The 20,000-nt window shown below is 41.1% G+C and carries 15 protein-coding genes and 1 rRNA gene (1 of these 16 running past the window's edge); 13 read left to right on the plus strand and 3 right to left on the minus strand.

The features are described 5' to 3' along the window. The 6 genes from dnaA (at position 1) to gyrA (ending at position 9,128) form a co-directional block, all read left to right on the plus strand. Positions 1-1,347, plus strand: coding sequence for a chromosomal replication initiator protein DnaA (dnaA, locus tag ACI3ES_RS00005; RefSeq protein WP_114667639.1), 1,347 nt, complete (start codon positions 1-3; stop codon positions 1,345-1,347). Positions 1,348-1,577: 230 nt separating this feature from the next. Next, positions 1,578-2,717, plus strand: coding sequence for a DNA polymerase III subunit beta (gene dnaN / locus ACI3ES_RS00010; RefSeq protein ID WP_114667640.1), 1,140 nt, complete (start codon positions 1,578-1,580; stop codon positions 2,715-2,717). A 180-nt stretch (positions 2,718-2,897) separates the two neighbouring features. Beyond that, positions 2,898-3,347, plus strand: coding sequence for a S4 domain-containing protein YaaA (yaaA, locus tag ACI3ES_RS00015; RefSeq protein WP_407632060.1), 450 nt, complete (start codon positions 2,898-2,900; stop codon positions 3,345-3,347). Continuing rightward, positions 3,329-4,453, plus strand: coding sequence for a DNA replication/repair protein RecF (gene recF / locus ACI3ES_RS00020; protein ID WP_114667641.1), 1,125 nt, complete (start codon positions 3,329-3,331; stop codon positions 4,451-4,453). Before yaaA ends, recF begins: the two co-directional genes overlap by 19 nt. 46 nt (positions 4,454-4,499) lie before the next feature. After that, positions 4,500-6,512, plus strand: a complete 2,013-nt coding sequence (gyrB, locus tag ACI3ES_RS00025) for a DNA topoisomerase (ATP-hydrolyzing) subunit B (RefSeq protein ID WP_114667649.1) — start codon at positions 4,500-4,502, stop codon at positions 6,510-6,512. Positions 6,513-6,578: 66 nt separating this feature from the next. Beyond that, the gene (gene gyrA / locus ACI3ES_RS00030) at positions 6,579-9,128 is read left to right on the plus strand and encodes a DNA gyrase subunit A (protein WP_188353983.1); all 2,550 of its coding nucleotides are present in this window, start codon (positions 6,579-6,581) and stop codon (positions 9,126-9,128) included. A 45-nt stretch (positions 9,129-9,173) separates the two neighbouring features. Here gyrA and ACI3ES_RS00035 read toward each other — a convergent pair whose 3' ends face one another. Beyond that, entirely contained in the window at positions 9,174-9,875 is a 702-nt protein-coding gene (locus ACI3ES_RS00035) for a LytTR family DNA-binding domain-containing protein (protein ID WP_114667643.1), read from the minus strand. Continuing rightward, entirely contained in the window at positions 9,856-10,695 is an 840-nt protein-coding gene (locus ACI3ES_RS00040; protein WP_004910717.1) for a GHKL domain-containing protein, read from the minus strand. Before ACI3ES_RS00040 ends, ACI3ES_RS00035 begins: the two co-directional genes overlap by 20 nt. A 246-nt stretch (positions 10,696-10,941) precedes the next feature. On the opposite strand from ACI3ES_RS00040, the gene asp1 reads away from it, so the two are divergent. Genes asp1 through asp3 form a run of 3 tightly spaced genes read left to right on the plus strand, consistent with a single transcriptional unit; the run spans position 10,942 to position 14,967 of the window. Beyond that, entirely contained in the window at positions 10,942-12,414 is a 1,473-nt protein-coding gene (gene asp1, locus ACI3ES_RS00045; protein WP_114667644.1) for an accessory Sec system protein Asp1, read from the plus strand. A 10-nt stretch (positions 12,415-12,424) separates the two neighbouring features. Then, entirely contained in the window at positions 12,425-13,945 is a 1,521-nt protein-coding gene (gene asp2, locus ACI3ES_RS00050; RefSeq protein ID WP_114667645.1) for an accessory Sec system protein Asp2, read from the plus strand. Beyond that, complete coding sequence (asp3, locus tag ACI3ES_RS00055; protein WP_114667646.1) at positions 13,945-14,967, plus strand: accessory Sec system protein Asp3; 1,023 nt, start codon at positions 13,945-13,947, stop codon at positions 14,965-14,967. Before asp2 ends, asp3 begins: the two co-directional genes overlap by 1 nt. Positions 14,968-15,030: 63 nt before the next feature. Here the strand turns inward: asp3 and ACI3ES_RS00060 are convergent, their stop codons facing one another. Beyond that, positions 15,031-15,405, minus strand: a complete 375-nt coding sequence (locus ACI3ES_RS00060; protein ID WP_010275891.1) for a PaaI family thioesterase — start codon at positions 15,403-15,405, stop codon at positions 15,031-15,033. A 34-nt stretch (positions 15,406-15,439) separates the two neighbouring features. Here ACI3ES_RS00060 and menB point away from each other — a divergent pair, with 34 nt between their 5' ends. From menB to ACI3ES_RS00080, 4 genes are all read left to right on the plus strand, one after another. Then, positions 15,440-16,273 carry a 1,4-dihydroxy-2-naphthoyl-CoA synthase gene (gene menB / locus ACI3ES_RS00065; RefSeq protein WP_004910708.1) on the plus strand — a complete coding sequence of 278 codons (834 nt, stop codon included), beginning with the start codon at positions 15,440-15,442 and terminating at the stop codon, positions 16,271-16,273. Positions 16,274-16,301: 28 nt separating this feature from the next. After that, the gene (locus ACI3ES_RS00070) at positions 16,302-17,093 is read left to right on the plus strand and encodes a carbon-nitrogen family hydrolase (RefSeq protein WP_114667647.1); all 792 of its coding nucleotides are present in this window, start codon (positions 16,302-16,304) and stop codon (positions 17,091-17,093) included. A 14-nt stretch (positions 17,094-17,107) separates the two neighbouring features. Beyond that, positions 17,108-18,292, plus strand: a complete 1,185-nt coding sequence (locus tag ACI3ES_RS00075; protein ID WP_114667648.1) for a pyridoxal phosphate-dependent aminotransferase — start codon at positions 17,108-17,110, stop codon at positions 18,290-18,292. 357 nt (positions 18,293-18,649) lie between these two features. Continuing rightward, positions 18,650-20,000, plus strand: a 16S ribosomal RNA gene (locus ACI3ES_RS00080) (it continues 200 nt past the right edge of the window).

The following is a 20,000-nucleotide window of genomic DNA, read 5'->3' on the forward strand; positions in this document are numbered from 1 at the left end:
GTGACTAAACCAATCACAAAAGAAGAATTGTGGTCTAAAGTCCAAGCTGAATTTTTCACAAAACTCGGTCGTGTGACTTTTTCTACCTATATAGAACCACTCAAACCCATAACGCTAGAAGATACTAGTTTGACGCTATCTGTCCCAAGCGACATGGCGCAAGATATCATTGATCAGTGGGACCGCGAGTACTCAATGGATTTTGTGCAATTTGCCATGACCATTGCTGATGGCTTTATCAAGCCAGACCTTCAAATTGCCCAACCAAAAACGACAGCTGCTGCACCAACGCTTGACAACTTGCCGTTTACACGGGAATCCGATTTAAATCCCGACTTTACATTTGAAAAATTCGTCATTGGTTCAGGTAATGAAAATGCCTACGCTGTGGCGCGCGCAGTAGCTGATGAACCGGGACAAGTCTACAATCCTTATTTGATTTACGGTGGTGTTGGACTAGGGAAGACTCACTTGATGCAAGCCATTGGTAACGCTTATGCCACTTCCACGCCGTCAGCACACATCAAATATGCCACGGCTGAAGATTTCTTGAATGATTTCACCGAATCTTTGCGAGCTGGTGATGGGGCAACTGCCGCTTTTAAACAAGAATATCGTTCTGTTGATTTATTATTAGTCGATGATATTCAATTCTGGTCAGGAAAAGAGAAGGTTCAAGAAGAATTCTTCAATACTTTCAATGTCCTCACCAAAAATGGTAAACAAATCGTTATGACTTCCGATAAGTTACCAACGGAAATAGTCGATTTGCAAACGCGATTAACATCACGATTTGAAGCGGGTATTATGATGGACATTCAAAAGCCTGATTTACCAACGCGTGTTGCCATTTTGCAAAATTTGTCTGAATCAGATGGCCTGACAATTCCAAATGATGTATTGGAATTAATTGCTGAAAAGATTGACTCCAACGTTCGAAGTTTGGAAGGGGCCTTTCATAAATTTGAAGCCAGTCTACGCTATATGAACAAGCCAGCAACCAAGGAAACGGCACAACAAATCTTAGGGGACCTGAACATTAATCAAGGGTTCAAAATTACAGTCGAAAGAATACAGCAAGTGGTAGCCGATTACTACATGCAAACGATTGATGACCTCAAAAGTTCAAGTCGCAAGAAGGATTTGGTCACAGCCCGACACGTTGCCATGTATCTCACGCGAACATTAACTAACGAAAGTTTGCCAGATATTGGCCGCGCGTTTGGTGGCCGCGATCATTCTAGTGTGTTACATGCCACCACAAAAATTACCGAAAAGTCAGAAAGTGATCCACGCACAAAAGAAATGCTTGATGCGCTAACAGACGAAATTAAAAACGGCAAATAGCACACTTATCGTGATATAGTGGCAATAGGAGAGGCGAGAGGCCGTGTGTATAACTGGTAATAAGTGACAAAGTTTTCCAACAGGTTTGTGAACAACTAATTGCTTACATGTCTTTATTCACATCCCAGTTTTCCACAACTTCCACACCCCTTATTATTACTACTAGATCTTTTATCTTTATTAAGAACATATTGCTGGTATATTGGTGTTAAGTAAAAAGGAGCCTATTTATGCAATTTACAATTAATCGACAAGCATTTATTAAAGCCTTAAATGATGTGTCTCGTGCTATTTCATCACGGACAACGATTCCTATTTTGACAAATATCAAATTAGTTTTAAATGATGAGGAACTGATTCTCACTGGATCTAATGCAGATATTTCAATTGAAACAACGATTCCACAATCAGATACAAGTGCACAACTCGTCATTACACAACCCGGTGGCATTACATTGCCAGCAACTTTTTTCACAAATATCGTTAAACGGTTGCCTGCTGACAATATGACACTAGCCATTGATGGCCTTCGAGCAGCTATCACATCAGGTGCTTCAGCCTTTACAATTAATGGTCAAGATGTTCAAAACTATCCACAATTACCTGAAATGGAAGACGTTCAAAGTTTGAGTGTTTCAGCAGCGCAATTAGTCGATATTATTTCCCAAACAAAAATATCAGCTTCAACACAAGAAAGTCGACCAATTTTAACAGGTATTCATTTACAACTGACTGGGAATAGTGTAAAAGCAGTGACAACCGACTCTCACCGTTTGTCACAACGAATCGTGACATTAACAGGTACAGATGCTGATGCTGATGTTGATGCCGATGTGATTATTCCGGCTAAGGCTTTTAATGAGCTACAATCACTATTAGAAGGTCAAGATCGTGTCGATATTAAATTAGCGGCAAATCAGGCTGTATTTGACTTGGGACACACAACATTCTACACGCGCTTACTAGAGGGGAATTATCCGGAAACAGACCGTTTGATTCCAACAGAAAGTACAACAGCTATTACGATTGAAGCCAGTGCATTATTAGGCGCTATTGATCGTGCTAGTTTGCTGAGTCACGAAAGTCGTAACAACGTTGTCCAACTATCGCTGAAAAATGGTGCAGCTGTTTTGACTGGCAATTCTCAAGAAGTAGGGCAAGTCAAAGAAGAGTTAGGCGCACAGACAATTGATGGGGATGATTTAGATATTTCATTTAACCCTGATTATGTCCGTGACGCGTTACGTGTTTTCAATGGTAAAAGTGTTGATGTGAAGTTTACAAGTAATTTGCGTCCCTTTACTTTGACACCTGCTGGTGAAACTGACAACAAACAACTGCAACTAATTACACCTGTCCGAACATTTTAATCGGATATAGTCAAATAACCCTTAAAAACTTAAAATTAACCGTTTAACTCAGAATAAACCAACTACCCACAAACGGTCTAAAATCGCTTATATGCAATTTTAGACCGTTTTTTTAAGACTTTGACCTTAAGAAATGGTATAATACTAGATGTAACTACTGTGAAGAAAGCGTGCGCCACTTTGACAACAACCGTACATATAACAACTGAATTTATCACGTTGACGCAACTCCTAAAAGAAGAAAATATCATTTCTTCGGGTGGTCAAGCCAAATACTACTTGATGGATCATCCGGTTTTGCTTAACGGAGAACCAGAAAATCGACGTGGTAAAAAGCTCTACGATCATGATGAAATCGAGATTGAAGGTGAGCGTTATTTCATTGAGTTGGCTGAAAATGTCGACGAACTAATCGCTGAGGCTGACGCACAAAAAGCAGCGCGTGCAGTCAATGCTAAAAAAACCATTCGAGATGATCGTATCAAAGCGCAGAAAGCGGCTGCAGCCAAGGCACGTAAGGAAGCTCGCTTTGCAGATATGCGCCGAAAAAATCAAACACGTTCGGGCGGATTTGGTCGACCAAAACGCAATAATCCAAAGGGACCATCTTCATGGAACTCGAGTCGCTAACGCTTAAAAACTATCGTAATTACGGTGATTTGACACTTGAATTTAGTGATGGTGTCAATGTGTTTTTAGGTGAAAATGCGCAAGGCAAAACAAATTTACTAGAAAGTATCTATGTTCTGGCTTTGGCACGATCGCATCGAACCAGTAGTGACAAAGACTTGATTCAGTGGTCTGAAAAGGAAGCAACCATTAGTGGTCGCGTGAAGCGCGCCATTAGTGACACGCCACTCTCATTAAACTTTTCAAATAAAGGTAAAAAAGCGCGCGTTAATCATTTAGAACAAAGCAAGCTTTCACAATACATTGGGCAACTCAATGTGATTTTGTTTGCACCTGAAGATTTGGAGTTAGTAAAGGGCGCGCCAAGTGTTCGTCGCCGATTTATTGACATGGAATTTGGTCAGATGAACCCGCTTTATCTGTATAATACGACACAGTATAAGCGCATTTTAAAAGAGCGAAATGCTTATTTAAAACGTTTGCAACTGAAACAAACAACAGACACCGTCTTTTTAGATGTTTTGTCAGAACAACTTGTCAATGTTGGGGCGCAAATTTTACTAGCACGTGAGTCATTTTTAAAGAAATTAGAACAAGCTGCGCAACCAATTCATGCTGAAATATCAGATCAAAGAGAAACGTTGCATCTTGTTTATAATAGTTCAGTTAATTTTGATGAAAAGGATGATTTGGCTGGTGTTACAGCGGCCTTTGAAGCGGCGCTACTGAAACAACGGGCTCGTGAAATTATGATGGGGTCAACACTCTTAGGACCACATCGCGATGATTTACAATTTATTGTCAATGACAATGATGTTGCTGTCTTTGGCTCGCAGGGGCAACAACGAACCACGGCATTGGCAGTCAAGTTAGCTGAAATTGATTTAATGCAACAAGAAACTGGGGAATACCCCGTATTATTGCTTGATGACGTACTCAGTGAACTTGATGCGAATCGGCAAACCCATCTTTTGTTGGCAATCCAAGATAAAGTGCAAACTTTTATCACGGCGCCATCGTTAACTGATGTGGCACGACAACTGATTCACACGCCTAAAGTGTTTCACGTGAAACATGGTGAAATAACCTTAGAAACGGAAAATTGAAAAGGAGAATGTGTTCGCAGATTATATCTGTTCACACGCTAATAATATGGCAGAGAATATCGAAAATGAAGCATTGGAGAACATTGATGGCATCGTGACAGATGATGCCGAGATTCGTCAAGCAAGTACTGTTCATGCTGCAGCAGGTGCTTACAATGCTGATCAAATTCAAGTTTTGGAAGGACTGGAAGCTGTCCGCAAACGCCCTGGCATGTACATTGGTACGACCACAGCGCAAGGCTTGCACCATTTGGTATGGGAAATTGTTGATAACGGGATTGATGAAGCATTAGCAGGTTTTGCCTCACACATTACCGTCACAATCGAAAAAGATAATTCAATCACGGTAACCGATGATGGCCGTGGTATTCCTGTCGACATTCAAACTAAAACGGGTAAGCCAGCCCTTGAAACTGTCTTTACGGTATTACACGCCGGTGGTAAATTTGGCGGTGGCGGTTATAAAGTATCTGGTGGTTTACACGGTGTTGGAGCTTCTGTTGTCAATGCTTTGTCAACGGATTTGGACGTTAGAGTTGTTCGTGATAATACTGTTTATTACATGGACTTCAAAGTGGGACGCGTCAACACACCGATGAAGCAATTGACTGAAAAGCCCACTATTGAGCGTGGCACAATTGTTCATTTTAAGCCAGATGCAGATATTTTCCGTGAAACAACAGTTTATAACTACAACACATTACTAACACGTGTGCGGGAATTGGCGTTTTTGAATAAAGGTTTGCGCATTTCAATCACAGATAATCGACCTGAAGAAGCCGTTTCTGAAAGCTTCCATTTTGAAGGCGGTATCAAAGAATACGTCAGTTATTTGAATAAGGACAAGACTGCTATTTTCCCTGAACCTGTCTATGTTGAGGGTGAAGAAAATGGCATTGTGGTGGAAGCTGCCTTACAGTACACTACCGATATTAAAGACAATCTGCGGACGTTTACTAACAATATCAATACCTATGAAGGTGGGACGCACGAGACTGGTTTTAAGACAGCCTTAACACGTGTGATCAATGATTACGCTCGCAAAAATGGTCAGCTCAAAGATAATGCAGAAAGTTTGACAGGGGAAGATGTGCGCGAAGGCATGACTGCTATCGTGTCAATCAAGCATCCAGATCCACAATTTGAAGGACAAACCAAAACTAAATTAGGTAACTCCGATGCACGTCAAGCAACGGACCGGATGTTCTCAGAAACGTTTAGCCGTTTCATGATGGAAAATCCAGCAGTTGCCAAGCAAATTGTCGAAAAAGGTGTCTTAGCCCAAAAAGCAAGATTAGCTGCCAAGCGTGCACGCGAAATGACACGCAAACAATCTGGTTTGGAAATTGGTAATTTGCCAGGTAAACTAGCTGATAATACCTCAAATGATCCTGAAATTTCAGAATTATTTATTGTTGAGGGTGATTCAGCCGGTGGTTCGGCTAAGCAAGGACGTAACCGTTTGACGCAAGCTATTTTGCCAATTCGAGGCAAAATTTTAAATGTTGGGAAAGCCTCATTGGATCGTGTGTTGGCCAACGAAGAAATTCGCTCATTGTTTACAGCAATGGGGACTGGATTTGGTGATGACTTTAATGTTGAAAAAGCCAATTACCACAAAGTCATTATTATGACAGATGCCGATGTCGATGGTGCCCATATTCGAACACTATTGTTAACGCTATTTTATCGCTATATGCGACCACTTGTTGACGCAGGCTATATTTATATTGCGCAGCCACCGCTTTATGGTGTTGCCTTAGGTAATAATAAATCAATGACGTACATTGATTCTGATGAAGAACTTGAAGACTATTTGTCACAATTACCATCCAATATTAAACCAAAAGTTCAACGTTATAAGGGACTTGGGGAAATGGATTATGATCAACTAGCAGATACAACCATGGATCCGCAGAACCGTCGTTTGTTACGAGTTGACCCAACTGATGCTGAGGAAGCCGAAGCAGTTATTGATATGTTAATGGGTGGGGATGTACCGCCACGTCGTAAGTTTATTGAAGACAATGCGGTCTTTGTTGAGAACTTGGATATTTAATAATTGCCATCCAGATGATTTACGTAATGTAAAATCATTCAAAATACTTACAAGGAGTTAAGCAGCATGTCTGAATCAAATGATAGTCGCATTAAAAACGCGAATTTGTCAGAACAAATGAAAACATCATTCTTGTCATACGCCATGTCAGTTATCGTGGCGCGTGCTTTACCAGATGTTCGTGATGGCATGAAGCCGGTTCACCGTCGTATTTTATATTCGATGATTGAACAAGGTAACACGCCAGATAAACCACACAAAAAATCAGCGCGTATCGTCGGTGATGTCATGGGTAAGTACCATCCGCACGGTGATTCAGCTATTTATGAATCAATGGTTCGTATGGCACAACCATTCTCATATCGACACATGTTGATTGATGGGCATGGTAACTTCGGCTCTGTTGATGGGGATGGCGCTGCTGCTATGCGTTATACCGAAGCACGCTTAAGTAAAGTTGCCATGGAAATGGTCCGAGATCTGAATAAAGATACGGTTGACTTTGTGCCTAACTATGATGGTGAAGAGCGTGAGCCTGAAGTCTTGCCGGCACGTTTCCCTAATTTATTGGTTAACGGCGCTACTGGTATCGCGGTCGGTATGACCACCAATATTCCGACTCATAATCTTGGGGAAGTTATTTCGGCACTTCATATTTTGATGAAAAAGCCTGAAGCAACGACTGCAGATTTGATGGAGGCATTGCCCGGACCTGATTTTCCAACAGGCGGCATTGTTATGGGAAAGTCTGGTATTCGTCGTGCCTATGAAACAGGCCGCGGTACTGTAACTGTTCGTGCTAAAGTCGACATTGAGCCAACAAAAAACGGTAAAGAACAAATTATTGTGACTGAATTGCCGTACGCAGTCAACAAAGCACGTTTGATTGAGCGCATTTCTGAACTAGCCCGTGAGAAGAAAATTGATGGCATCACCGGCATTCGAGATGAATCAGACCGTGAAGGACTGAGAATTTCTATTGACGTCCGTCGCGATGCCTCAGCCAGCGTTATTTTAAATAATTTGTACAAGCAAACATTATTGCAGACTAGCTTTAGTTTTAATATGCTAGCGATTGATCATGGCGCACCAAAAACAATGAGTTTGAAGGAAATTCTTGTTGCTTATTTAGCGCATCAGCGTGAAGTTATTCGTCGCCGTACTGCCTTTGATTTGCAAAAAGCGCAAGCACGTGCTCATATTTTAGAAGGTTTGCGCATTGCTTTGGATCATATTGATGCCATTATCAGTATTATCCGTGCGTCAGCTACTTCTGAAATCGCGAAAACACGGTTAATTGCTGATTATTCATTATCTGACAAACAAGCACAGGCCATTTTGGATATGCGTTTGGTTCGTCTGACTGGTTTGGAACGCGACAAAATTGAGGATGAATATCAAAAACTTGTCGCATTAATTGCTGATTTGAAGGATATTTTGGCACACGAAGAGCGTGTGGATCAAATCATTTATGATGAGTTATTAGAAATTCAGACTAAATTTGGTGATGCGCGACGTACCGAACTACAAGTCGGCGATGTGATGAGCATTGAAGATGAGGATCTCATTGAAGAAGAAGATGTCATTGTAACATTGACGGATAGTGGCTATATCAAGCGTGTACCAACTGCTGAATTTAAGGCACAAAATCGTGGTGGTCGTGGCGTGCAAGGCATGAACGTCCATGATGAAGATTTCGTCGATCAAATGGTTGCAACATCAACACATGATACACTGTTGTTCTTTACCAACAAAGGGAAAGTCTATCGTATGAAGGGCTATGAAGTGCCTGAGTATGGGCGCCAAGCCAAAGGAATTCCCGTTGTGAATCTTTTGAATTTTGAAAAAGATGAAAAAATTCAAACAGTGGTCAACGTTCGTGGTGAGGCCAGTGAAAGTAAAGACTATCTATTCTTCGTTACACGCTTAGGTGTTGTCAAGCGTACGGCAGTGAGCGAATTTTCAAATATTCGTACTAATGGTCTAAAAGCTGTTACGTTACATGATGATGATGAAGTGCTATCCGTTGAAATTACTGATGGGACACAAAATATTATCATTGCAACGCACAATGGCTATTCAGTTAGTTTTGCGGAGGCGGATGTTCGCGTTATGGGTCGTTCCGCTGCTGGTGTTCGTGGTATTCGTTTGCGTGAAGGTGACTGGGTAATTGGCTCTGATGTCTTACACGACAATGACAACGTGTTGGTTATTACTGAAAAAGGTTATGGTAAACAAACGCCGGTCAGTGAGTATCCAATTAAAGGTCGTGGTGGTAAAGGTATCAAAACGGCTAATATTACAGAGAAAAATGGGCCATTGGCAGGTATGATAATTGTCAATGGGCAAGAAGACATTATGGTGACGACTACCCAAGGGGTGATGATACGATTTAGCGTAGATTCAGTTAGTCAAACTGGTCGTGCAACACTTGGTGTTCGTTTGATAAGGCTTGAAGATGAGGCACAAGTTGCAACTTTGGCAAAAGTTGATCAGCAAGAAGAAGTAGCAGATGAAGATGTTTCACGTGAAACATCTGACAATGCACCACTTGATAATCAACAAATTGACCAAGTCTCACAATTATTAGATCGTGCACAAGATGATTCAGAATAATATTTAAAAAGAGTATCTCAATATTAATTGAGATACTCTTTTTTATCATGATTGAAGATACGACAAATTATGCTTGAAACGTCGTGAAACAGGTAATAAATCACCTGTGGTTAACAATAGCGTTTTGTCTTTTAGGCGATATTGTTGAATAAAATCGTGATTGACACAAAATGAAGCGTGAATTTGAAGAAATTTATCGTGAGATTGGCTGATTTGTTTGATTGTATTGCGTATTTGAGTCGTCGTGTTTGATTGATGAACATTGATATAATGACGTCCATTGTTACTACTCACATGAGAAATTGTATTCAAATCAAAAGTTTCAGTGTGTGCGCCATTGTGAATTGTCAGCCAGACTGGCATTTTAAGGTCAAATTGATTTAATCGTTGATAGGCCATTTGGACAGCATGTTGTAACTTTTTACCAAATTGTGCTTCAGGTTGTGCTTTTTGAATGAAATCGAGTGCACTAATATGTGATTGGAAAGTTTGTAATGATAATTCATCATGAGTCGTAATAATGATGATGGGAGAAACACAATCGGTTTGTCGAATCATTTTCGCTGTATTAATACCAGCGTGTAGGAGCCCTTTAATTTCTAAATCAAGTAAAACAATTTTTGGATGAGTGTCAGCTGCTAGAGCCGCAAGTAGTTTTGTTGGTGAATCAGTTATAAAACTGGTTGGCAAATAATGCTGAATTCGTTGCTGACCAATTGGGTCATCTTCAAGTACGTAAAAATTCATTGGTTGCTCCAAAAGTGAGTGTTTGTGTAAAAGTGTCGTGGCTGAGCGTTGTTCGCAATGAAACATCAGGTTGATGATTAACATAATGTTTTACAAATGTTAAGCCAATCCCACTGTGGCCTTGTTTGCTGGAAAATCCTGATTTGGTCAGATGATTGGTTGCGAATGGTTGGTCAATGCTGTTGGTAATTTGAATGACGTGTAAGTTATTTAATGGTTGCAAGGTTAAGCAAACTAATTTTTCTTGTGTTTTCTCGGCCGCTTCAATAGCATTATCGAGCAGAATGGCAATTGTGCGATACAGGTTTAGGCTGATTTGACTATCACAACTCGTTAGCAGATCTATTGAAAATGTGACACCAGTATCAGTAGCTAGTCGATGTTTAACTAGTAATAAACTGCGTAGATTTGGGTCGCCGATTAAATGAATGTTGAGAGATTTTTGATTAGGTAATGTCGTTAAGCTACTTGATACTAATGTTTCATAGGCACATGAAACTTCTTGTAAATTACCATTTTGAATAGCGAAAGCTAAACTTGCTAATACATTTTGATAGTCGTGCTTGAAGTAACGGAAATCCTCATTTGCCTTTTCTAAGGATTGTGTATAATCGTATGTAATTGATATTTCGTGCTGCTGTTGCGATAGTAATTGACGGTGACGAAAAAATGCAACTACAAGAAAAATAAGTAGAAAAACTAATAAAAATTTTACTTCACTAGAGAGCCAAATAAGCCCCATCAAAATTAATAAAATATCAATGACATGGCATGGTGAAAAAGTTGGTTGGAACAGCAAGGCAATCAGTGCTTGAGCCATTAAAACGACACCTCTATTCATAAAATTGCACATATATAATCATAACAATAAAATTAATGAATTAAAAATGAACAAAATATCAATAATAATCACTTAAAAAATAATACGTCATATCGGTCATAATTGCTTATAATTTGTTAAAAAGGCGCAATGAAGTTCATTTTAGAAACCTGATATAATGGAAAGAGTGTAGCGGTAGAAGTTGCCGCAGTTTTTAAGTACATGGTTGATGGGTAGGTAAAAAGATTGAAAATTCATATTATTCCGGACTGGCATCATGCAAATGCTGTCGTGCCACAATTTAATGACAGTCGCTATCAAGCACAATTATTTTTGTCACAAGGACAGACAGTTGAATTAGTTGTACTTGATTTTTTACCACAGTTACGACTATTGTTGGCCGACGCACAACTGGAATCAGCCAATGTTTGGTCAGCTTTTGATCAATTACAACATATTGATTTAAAAGCACAATTACCTTTAGTATTAGCAGATTTAAGCTGGCCGACAGGGGCCTTATTTGTCAGACTGAAAGGGCAAATATTAGTGACTGTCAATCAGCAACATTATGCGACCATTTATTTGACGCCCAAAACGGATGCAGCGCTTGATCATATTGATTTGTATGAAGCTGATCATCTCATACAACGCTTGGTTCTTGACGATCGTGGTTTTGTGTCACAAGTACTGACATTTGAGCAAGATGATCTAGTACGTCGAGATTATTTGACACCCAGCGGGCAGGTTGCCATTCAAGAAGATTGCTTAACAGGGCAAGTCACAACGCAACAAAATTGGACGACACAAACCCAATTTGATAATATAAACAGTTTGGTTAAAGCTGTTTTGAAATCACATCTAAGCACGATACCAGATTTGGGCAATGTGATTATGGCTAGTGGTGAGTTGAATCGTGAAATCATCCAAGATTGGTCGCTTGACCAGTCGGTCATCATGAGTTGGCCGGCTAATGATTGGCAAGCCATTGAATCTGGAGAAAACGATAAAGTCAGCTTCAATGTTGTTCAAACACTTGCTGATCAAGAACATTTGTCACAACAGTTGCCAAATCATGCCAATATTAGCACTATTCCTGCGTTTCCAACTGATAACAAGGTTGAGGTAGTGTCCAATGATATGACACATCCCATTAAAACCATTTATTGGGCCACTAAATCAATGGCGTTGGCAGACCAAAAAGTGGTTGTGTCAGAACTCATTAACATATTACAAAATGATCTTAATACAGTGATTATTTTTGAATCAACGATGCCATATCCAGAAATTCAAGCTATGCTGGAGCAGGCTAGCCTGTCTGCTAAGAATGAACATGGTTTGATTGATGATGACAGCCAAGCAGCTTTCAAAGTACGCTTCCAAATCGTGACACGTCAAAATGAAACAAAGCGACAACAGTTAATGGCACAGGCACGTGTATTAGTTGACCTTGATGAACAGCCGGACCAATTTTTACAGTCTTTGGCACTGACATTTTCAGTACCACAAATTAATTTAGTGGCAACAGCTTATTTACTACCACAAGAAAACGGGCAACAGTTGGCAGCCATAACTGACTTACAGGACGTGTTACCCATGTATTTGAATGATCAAGATAAGTTTAATCAAACACAACGTGCAGCGCGTGAACTGGCTAAAGAGACAAATAGTGAAATGCTTTGGATAAAGTGGCAACAGATTTTTAATAAAGTGAAATCATAACGGGGCATATATGACAACATCTATTTTACAAATTGGCGCCATTGATTGGACGCCAGAAATTACTGCACCATTAGACTGGCACTACACGTCTATTTTTGATTTGCCTACTTTTTTAGCGACACAAAAGGACCCTTATATCCTAGAACAAACTTATGTTGTGTTGACCGATGATGTGTTAGAAAGTTCTTTATTATCTAGTCAAATTCAGGAGTGGCCAGCGTTTCGGGTGATTTATTTTGCAACGCAGATTGCCCCTGAATTTCAAACAATATTAAGCGAGCGACGCGCCTTTGCGATTAGTGAAACAACACCAGAGCGTGTGTCAAAACGCATTTTGACTGACCTTTATCTTGGGCAGCAAGGATTTGCAACGCGTTTTAGTGAAACACAGTTTTTACCAACAGTACCAAGTGGCATTCATTTTAGTCGTATGGGTCGTTTTTTGGCGCGCTTCGAAGGTGATTTTGGCTCAGAATGGCAACAAATTGGAACATTACAGACACTTAAAACAGATTTCATTGCTAATCAAACGAACGAAATTTGGCTAGATTATCGTCAAACGGATACAGCTGCTGCTGCTTTGCTATTCATCTTTTATCGCGATGGTGACATTTTAACGCAAGACATGATTAAAGGGGATGCTCTGCGGCGGATGACGCAGGTCCAAGCGCCTGCTGATTATGACAGTTATCAAATAATTGTTTTAGGCAGTGGCAAAGGACAGTTAACGCTTCATGTTGTTCACCAGCGTCGTTCTCGTCACGGTTTGGGACATTTATTGCCAGGTGGTCAGTGGCAATTAACATCTGAGGATGAGGAAGTATTATCTTATTTCAATCCAGGGACGTTGCCTAAACCATTAGTGGTCAACTTTTCAGGGGCACGATTACATGTCGATGGTTTTGAGATGGCATCAGCTTTTAATCAATTAGGTGTTCCGTATTTGTTGTTTACAGATGCTCGTATGCAAGGTGGTGCATTTGATGTCGGGTCGCCAGCCTATGAACAAACAGTGATTGACATCATTAAACGCGCGATGGCGGAACTTAATTTAACATCACAAGATGTCATTTTGACAGGATATTCAATGGGAAGTTACCCAGCGATGTATTATGCTGGGGACATTAAACCCGGTGCACTAGTATTAGCTAAACCAATTATCAATTTAGGCACATTAACTGCTGATGCAGAATTTGCTCATCAATACAATCAAGACTGGACATTAGATGTTCGACGTCACTTGACAGGATATGTGCGACCAAATGATACTGAATCTCTGAATCAGAAGCTTTGGCGACATATTAGCACTGTGGACTGGTCAACTACAACAGTAGCGTTACTGACGATGGCACAGGATAATTATGATGGCGACAGTTTACCTGAATTACTTGATTATCTTGACACACACCATGCCTTATTAACGCATCAGGTTGAAGCGGGTTATCATAATGAAAAGATTGATGAAATGGTTGACTTTATGATGACACAGTTGACGCAATTGCGAGACAATCGGCTAGCGGAGGACGAATAATGCAATATCAAATTTATTGGCAACCGCAAACACAATTACTGGCACTACAAGGGGCAACAGTTGATTTTCGAGCATTGAATGATGTGTTCTATGAACACTATTTTTTGCCAAGTGGCCATGTTATCGCTCGCTGGCAGTCACAACGTCATGATTTAAATGACAAACCGATTGCGGATTTACCACGATTACAGCAAGGAAAAACTTATGAAGTAATCCGCCATATTGACATGAGTGAGCGCATGTTTGCCTATCTAAGCATCACTTTTTTTGATGAACAATTTCAGGTCATTAAGACATTTAGTAAAAATGCGGAACAGTTGACGATTGAAGTACCAGATCAGTATCATTTTTATACCGTTGATTTGGTATCTGCAGGTACAGGCAATTTTGTTTTTCACGATTTCTTACTTAGAGAAAAGATGACGGGAATTCTAAGTGAAAATGATCAAGAAATTGCGCCCGGTGTGTATACAAACTTACAAAAGCCGGCCAAGATTGTCAGTAAAACATTGCGTGTTATTTTTTCAGAGCCGGAAGCGGCAGTAACTGATTATATGACAGACAAAATCAAAGTGACACAGCAAGGGGTTTTATTTGTCACAAGCGACCATTTGCAAGCTGGCTTTTATCGGCAAGAAAGCCTACTAACTGCCTTTAAAAATGCACGCCGTGACGTACATGCTCGTAATATTGAATTTGTCGGGTACGGCCCAATTTCCAGCTATGCGGCCTTGTATTACCAGCAAATGATTAAAGGTAGTACAGCAATTATCACTGATGATGTGCAACTTGATCCCGGTATTGCTGATTGGGCCATTACACGAACGATTGATGGTGTACGCTCGTTAGGCAATCCAATTGCCCCAAACTATATTGCCCGTCTGGTTGTGAATCGGCCAAAATATGAGCGCTTAGAGATGTTACCTTATGAAACATTGACTGATGAAGAACTGGCCCGTGAGGCTGAAATTGCTGCTCGCCAACCTAAAGTCAATAAATTAGCGCAATGGTTCACTAAATAAAAAGTCAGTTGTTTTTGACCTGGACTGGAAAATTTCTAGCATAGGTCAAATACAACTGACTTTTTAAACAGGTCGGGATTTATTGATCAGTGTTACAGTGGCTGTACTGGTTAGCTCATTTTTGATACTTTCACGAATCTTAACATCCCATACTTGCAACGTACGACCAACTGATAGTGGCGTGGCTGTTGCAATTAAATGACCTTGCGAGACGGCCTTTAAATGCGCAACTTGGATATCAACACCAACAGGTATCTGACTGTCGTCATTAGCTTCATTAGCGCCTAATGAGGCGGCTGTTTCGGCTAATAGGGCGTTGATACCGCCATGAACAATGCCAAAGGGTTGCATCAGCTTATCAGTAACATCAACTTCAACAATTGTTTTTTCTGCAGCTAATAATGTGGTTTTTAGGCCTAAAAGTTCTATAATATTCATATAACTAATTTCCCTTCTGAATGGAGTATAACAAATGACAACTTGGAAAGCTATCAAAACATACGACGAAATCTTGTTTGAAAAAAACACAGATGGTAAGAACCCTGGTAAAATTGCCAAAATCACAATGAATGATGTGTCAACCCATAATGCGTTTACACCTGGCATGGTTTCAGATATGATTGATGCCTTTACATTAGCTCGTGACAACGCTGAAATAGGCGTTATAATCTTGACAGGAGCTGGCGATCAGGCGTTTTCTTCTGGTGGTAATCAAAAAGTGCGTGGCAATGGTGGTTATGTTGGAGCTGATGGTATTCCACGTCTTAACGTGCTTGATTTGCAACGTCTCATGCGAATTATTCCAAAACCAATTATTGCTATGGTCAAAGGGTGGTCTGTTGGTGGCGGTAATATTTTGCAGTTAGTTGCGGATCTTACAATTGCCGCTGACAATGCGAAATTTGGACAAACTGGGCCGATGGTTGGCTCATTTGATGCTGGCTATGGTTCGGGTTATTTGGCACGTGTTATTGGTCATAAGCGTGCAAAGGAAGTATGGTTTTTGAACCATTTTTATTCTGCGCAAGAAGCCTATCAAATGAACTGGATTAATCGTGTTGTCCCTTTGGCAGAAGTTGAAACAGCGACAATTGAATGGGCTGATGAAATGTTGACAAAATCACCAACTGCCCTACGCTTTATTAAAGCGGCTATGAACGCAGATACGGATGGTTTAGCTGGCTTGCAACAATTTGCTGGGGATGCAACAATGTTGTACTACACCACAGATGAAGCAAAAGAGGGTCGTGATTCATTTAAAGAAAAGCGCGATCCAGATTTTGATCAATATCCTAAGTTTCCTTAATCTAACTATCACTGAGAAATGAGCTGTTATGACATTAAAAGTTGCTATTGCACAAATGAATATTGCTTTAGGACAACCTGAGGTAAATAAACAAACCGTGGCACAATACGCTCAAAAAGCTTCTGAGGCAGGGGCAGATATTTTAATTTACCCTGAAATGTGGAACACTGGTTATGCACTGACTGATTTGCCGCAATTAGCAGACAATGATGGCGAACGGAGTCGTCAGTTATTAGCCAGATTAGCCAAAACATATCAACTCAATATTGTTGGTGGTTCGGTTGCAACAATGCGTGATGGGCAATTTTTTAATACAATGTTTGTTTTTAATCAGTTAGGTCAACAGGTTGCACGTTATGATAAGGCGCATTTATTTGGCTTAATGAACGAAGAAAAATATATTGCTGCAGGTAGCCAACCGAATACATTCGAATTGGCAGGTGTCCTGTCAGCTGGTGTGATTTGTTACGATATTCGTTTTCCAGAATGGTTACGGACCATGATGTCAAGTGGCCCACAAGCAATTTTGTATGTGTCAGCAGAATGGCCGATACAACGTATTGCGCAGTGGCAAATTTTATTACAAGCACGCGCAATTGAAAATCAAGCGTTTGTCGTTGCTGCAAATCGTGTTGGTAGTGACCGAGACAACACCTTTGGTGGTCGTTCACTAGTAATTGACCCATTGGGCAACATTGTAGCACAAGGCACGGATGCTGATGAGATGTTAGTCACAGCTGACATAGATATTGCCGATGAAACAGCAATCCGTGGCCAGATACCGGTTTTTAGCGACCGCCGTCCTGAATTATACCGTTAAGCGAGGTAAAGAAAATGCATTTTGAAGAATCTGACTTACTAAAAACACTTCCAAAACAATTTTTTGCCTCATTAGTGGCAAAAGTAAACGCAAAAATTGCGGCAGGGTATGATGTCATCAATTTGGGACAAGGTAACCCAGATCAACCCACGCCGGATTATATTGTCAAAGCGATGCAGGATTCAACAGCAAAACCAGCTGATCATAAGTATTCGCTTTTTCGTGGCGAAATGCGTTTTAAGGAAGCGATTGCCCAGTTTTATCATGATGAATATGGTGTAACCATTGATCCGTACACGGAAGTGGCCATTTTAGCTGGATCAAAAATTGGTTTAGTTGAATTACCTTGGGCGTTAATGAATCCGGGAGAGTTGCTCTTGTTACCTAATCCAGGATACCCAGATTATTTGTCAGGGGCAGCGTTGGGACGGGTTAAATATGAATCAGTTACGCTTAAGCGAGAGAATGATTTTTTGATTGACTATCATGATATTGATGACAAAACAGCTGAAAAGGCGAAGTTTCTTTATTTAAACTATCCAAACAATCCGACAGGGGCGGTTGCAACTGCCAAGTTTTATACTGATACGGTCGCTTTTGCTGAAGAAAAGCAAGTTGGCATTGTATCAGACTTTGCCTATGGCGCTATTGGATTTGACGGTCAAAAACCACTGTCATTTTTACAAACAAAAGGCGCTAAATCAGTGGGAATTGAAACATATACATTTTCAAAAACCTTTAATATGGCTGGTTGGCGTGTTGGGTTTGCGGTTGGTAATGCTGAGATGATTGAAGCGCTTAATCTGATTCAAGACCATTTATTTGTATCACTGTTTCCAGCGGTACAAGATGCAGCGATTGAAGCATTGGCAAATCAAACAGCCCGTCAAGAATCGGTCTCGAACTTAGTTGCTTTATATGAGAAGCGACGGGATGCATTTGTTACGGCAGTGACCAAATTTGGTTGGACACCCTATGTACCTAAAGGCGCTTTTTATGTATTAATGCCAGTACCTGAGGGTTATACGTCAAGCACGTTTGCAGATCTGCTACTGGAAGAGGCTAATGTCGCTGTTGCAGATGCATCTGGATTTGGTGATGGTGGCGAAGGGTACATTCGCGTGGGCCTGACGGTTGAAGCGGAACGTTTGATAGCAGCTGCTGAGCGAATTAGTCAATTGCCTATTTTTAGGCAGTAATAAGCCTGTTGAAAAAATAATTGAATAAAACAGAAAAAAGGTATTGACAAAGGAAAAAAAGAGCGTATAGTTTTAATAGTTGTCCAAGAGGCAACGAGCCGAGAGTTTGAGCAAGTCAACGAAGAAAGTAGTTGACAAGACAAGAACAAGGTGATAAGATAATATAGTTGTCTCAAGGGGCAATAAGTAGCACATTGAAAACTGAACAAAACTTTGAACAAACGAATCTGTGGCTGTTACTTAGGTAACAAAAACAAATTTGCGAAGTCAATTCGTAACAAACAATAAACGGATTAGCGTTATAGAGAATATAGCGAAATAATCGTCAGTTTAATCGAAGAGCAATCTTCAAATTTTCAAATTGAGAGTTTGATCCTGGCTCAGGATGAACGCTGGCGGCGTGCCTAATACATGCAAGTCGAACGCACAGCGAAAGGTGCTTGCACCTTTCAAGTGAGTGGCGAACGGGTGAGTAACACGTGGACAACCTGCCTCAAGGCTGGGGATAACATTTGGAAACAGATGCTAATACCGAATGAAACTTAGTGTCGCATGATACGAAGTTAAAAGGCGCTTTGGCGTCACCTAGAGATGGATCCGCGGTGCATTAGTTAGTTGGTGGGGTAAAGGCCTACCAAGACAATGATGCATAGCCGAGTTGAGAGACTGATCGGCCACATTGGGACTGAGACACGGCCCAAACTCCTACGGGAGGCTGCAGTAGGGAATCTTCCACAATGGGCGAAAGCCTGATGGAGCAACGCCGCGTGTGTGATGAAGGCTTTCGGGTCGTAAAGCACTGTTGTATGGGAAGAACAGCTAGAATAGGGAATGATTTTAGTTTGACGGTACCATACCAGAAAGGGACGGCTAAATACGTGCCAGCAGCCGCGGTAATACGTATGTCCCGAGCGTTATCCGGATTTATTGGGCGTAAAGCGAGCGCAGACGGTTGATTAAGTCTGATGTGAAAGCCCGGAGCTCAACTCCGGAATGGCATTGGAAACTGGTTAACTTGAGTGCAGTAGAGGTAAGTGGAACTCCATGTGTAGCGGTGGAATGCGTAGATATATGGAAGAACACCAGTGGCGAAGGCGGCTTACTGGACTGTAACTGACGTTGAGGCTCGAAAGTGTGGGTAGCAAACAGGATTAGATACCCTGGTAGTCCACACCGTAAACGATGAACACTAGGTGTTAGGAGGTTTCCGCCTCTTAGTGCCGAAGCTAACGCATTAAGTGTTCCGCCTGGGGAGTACGACCGCAAGGTTGAAACTCAAAGGAATTGACGGGGACCCGCACAAGCGGTGGAGCATGTGGTTTAATTCGAAGCAACGCGAAGAACCTTACCAGGTCTTGACATCCTTTGAAGCTTTTAGAGATAGAAGTGTTCTCTTCGGAGACAAAGTGACAGGTGGTGCATGGTCGTCGTCAGCTCGTGTCGTGAGATGTTGGGTTAAGTCCCGCAACGAGCGCAACCCTTATTGTTAGTTGCCAGCATTCAGATGGGCACTCTAGCGAGACTGCCGGTGACAAACCGGAGGAAGGCGGGGACGACGTCAGATCATCATGCCCCTTATGACCTGGGCTACACACGTGCTACAATGGCGTATACAACGAGTTGCCAACCCGCGAGGGTGAGCTAATCTCTTAAAGTACGTCTCAGTTCGGATTGTAGTCTGCAACTCGACTACATGAAGTCGGAATCG

Origin of the sequence: Leuconostoc falkenbergense, from assembly GCF_045801155.1 — a bacterium.
GTDB classification, from domain to species: Bacteria; Bacillota; Bacilli; order Lactobacillales; family Lactobacillaceae; genus Leuconostoc; species Leuconostoc falkenbergense.

Coding starts and splice junctions, on each gene's coding strand:
- dnaN (WP_114667640.1), top strand. CDS start 1,578: ATGCAATTTACAATTAATCGACAAGCATTTATTAAAGCCTTAAATGAT.
- asp3 (WP_114667646.1), top strand. CDS start 13,945: ATGCAATATCAAATTTATTGGCAACCGCAAACACAATTACTGGCACTA.
- recF (WP_114667641.1), top strand. CDS start 3,329: ATGGAACTCGAGTCGCTAACGCTTAAAAACTATCGTAATTACGGTGAT.
- menB (WP_004910708.1), top strand. CDS start 15,440: ATGACAACTTGGAAAGCTATCAAAACATACGACGAAATCTTGTTTGAA.
- ACI3ES_RS00075 (WP_114667648.1), top strand. CDS start 17,108: ATGCATTTTGAAGAATCTGACTTACTAAAAACACTTCCAAAACAATTT.
- ACI3ES_RS00035 (WP_114667643.1), bottom strand. CDS start 9,875: ATGAATTTTTACGTACTTGAAGATGACCCAATTGGTCAGCAACGAATT.
- gyrB (WP_114667649.1), top strand. CDS start 4,500: ATGGCAGAGAATATCGAAAATGAAGCATTGGAGAACATTGATGGCATC.
- asp2 (WP_114667645.1), top strand. CDS start 12,425: ATGACAACATCTATTTTACAAATTGGCGCCATTGATTGGACGCCAGAA.
- ACI3ES_RS00040 (WP_004910717.1), bottom strand. CDS start 10,695: ATGGCTCAAGCACTGATTGCCTTGCTGTTCCAACCAACTTTTTCACCA.
- ACI3ES_RS00060 (WP_010275891.1), bottom strand. CDS start 15,405: ATGAATATTATAGAACTTTTAGGCCTAAAAACCACATTATTAGCTGCA.
- ACI3ES_RS00070 (WP_114667647.1), top strand. CDS start 16,302: ATGACATTAAAAGTTGCTATTGCACAAATGAATATTGCTTTAGGACAA.
- gyrA (WP_188353983.1), top strand. CDS start 6,579: ATGTCTGAATCAAATGATAGTCGCATTAAAAACGCGAATTTGTCAGAA.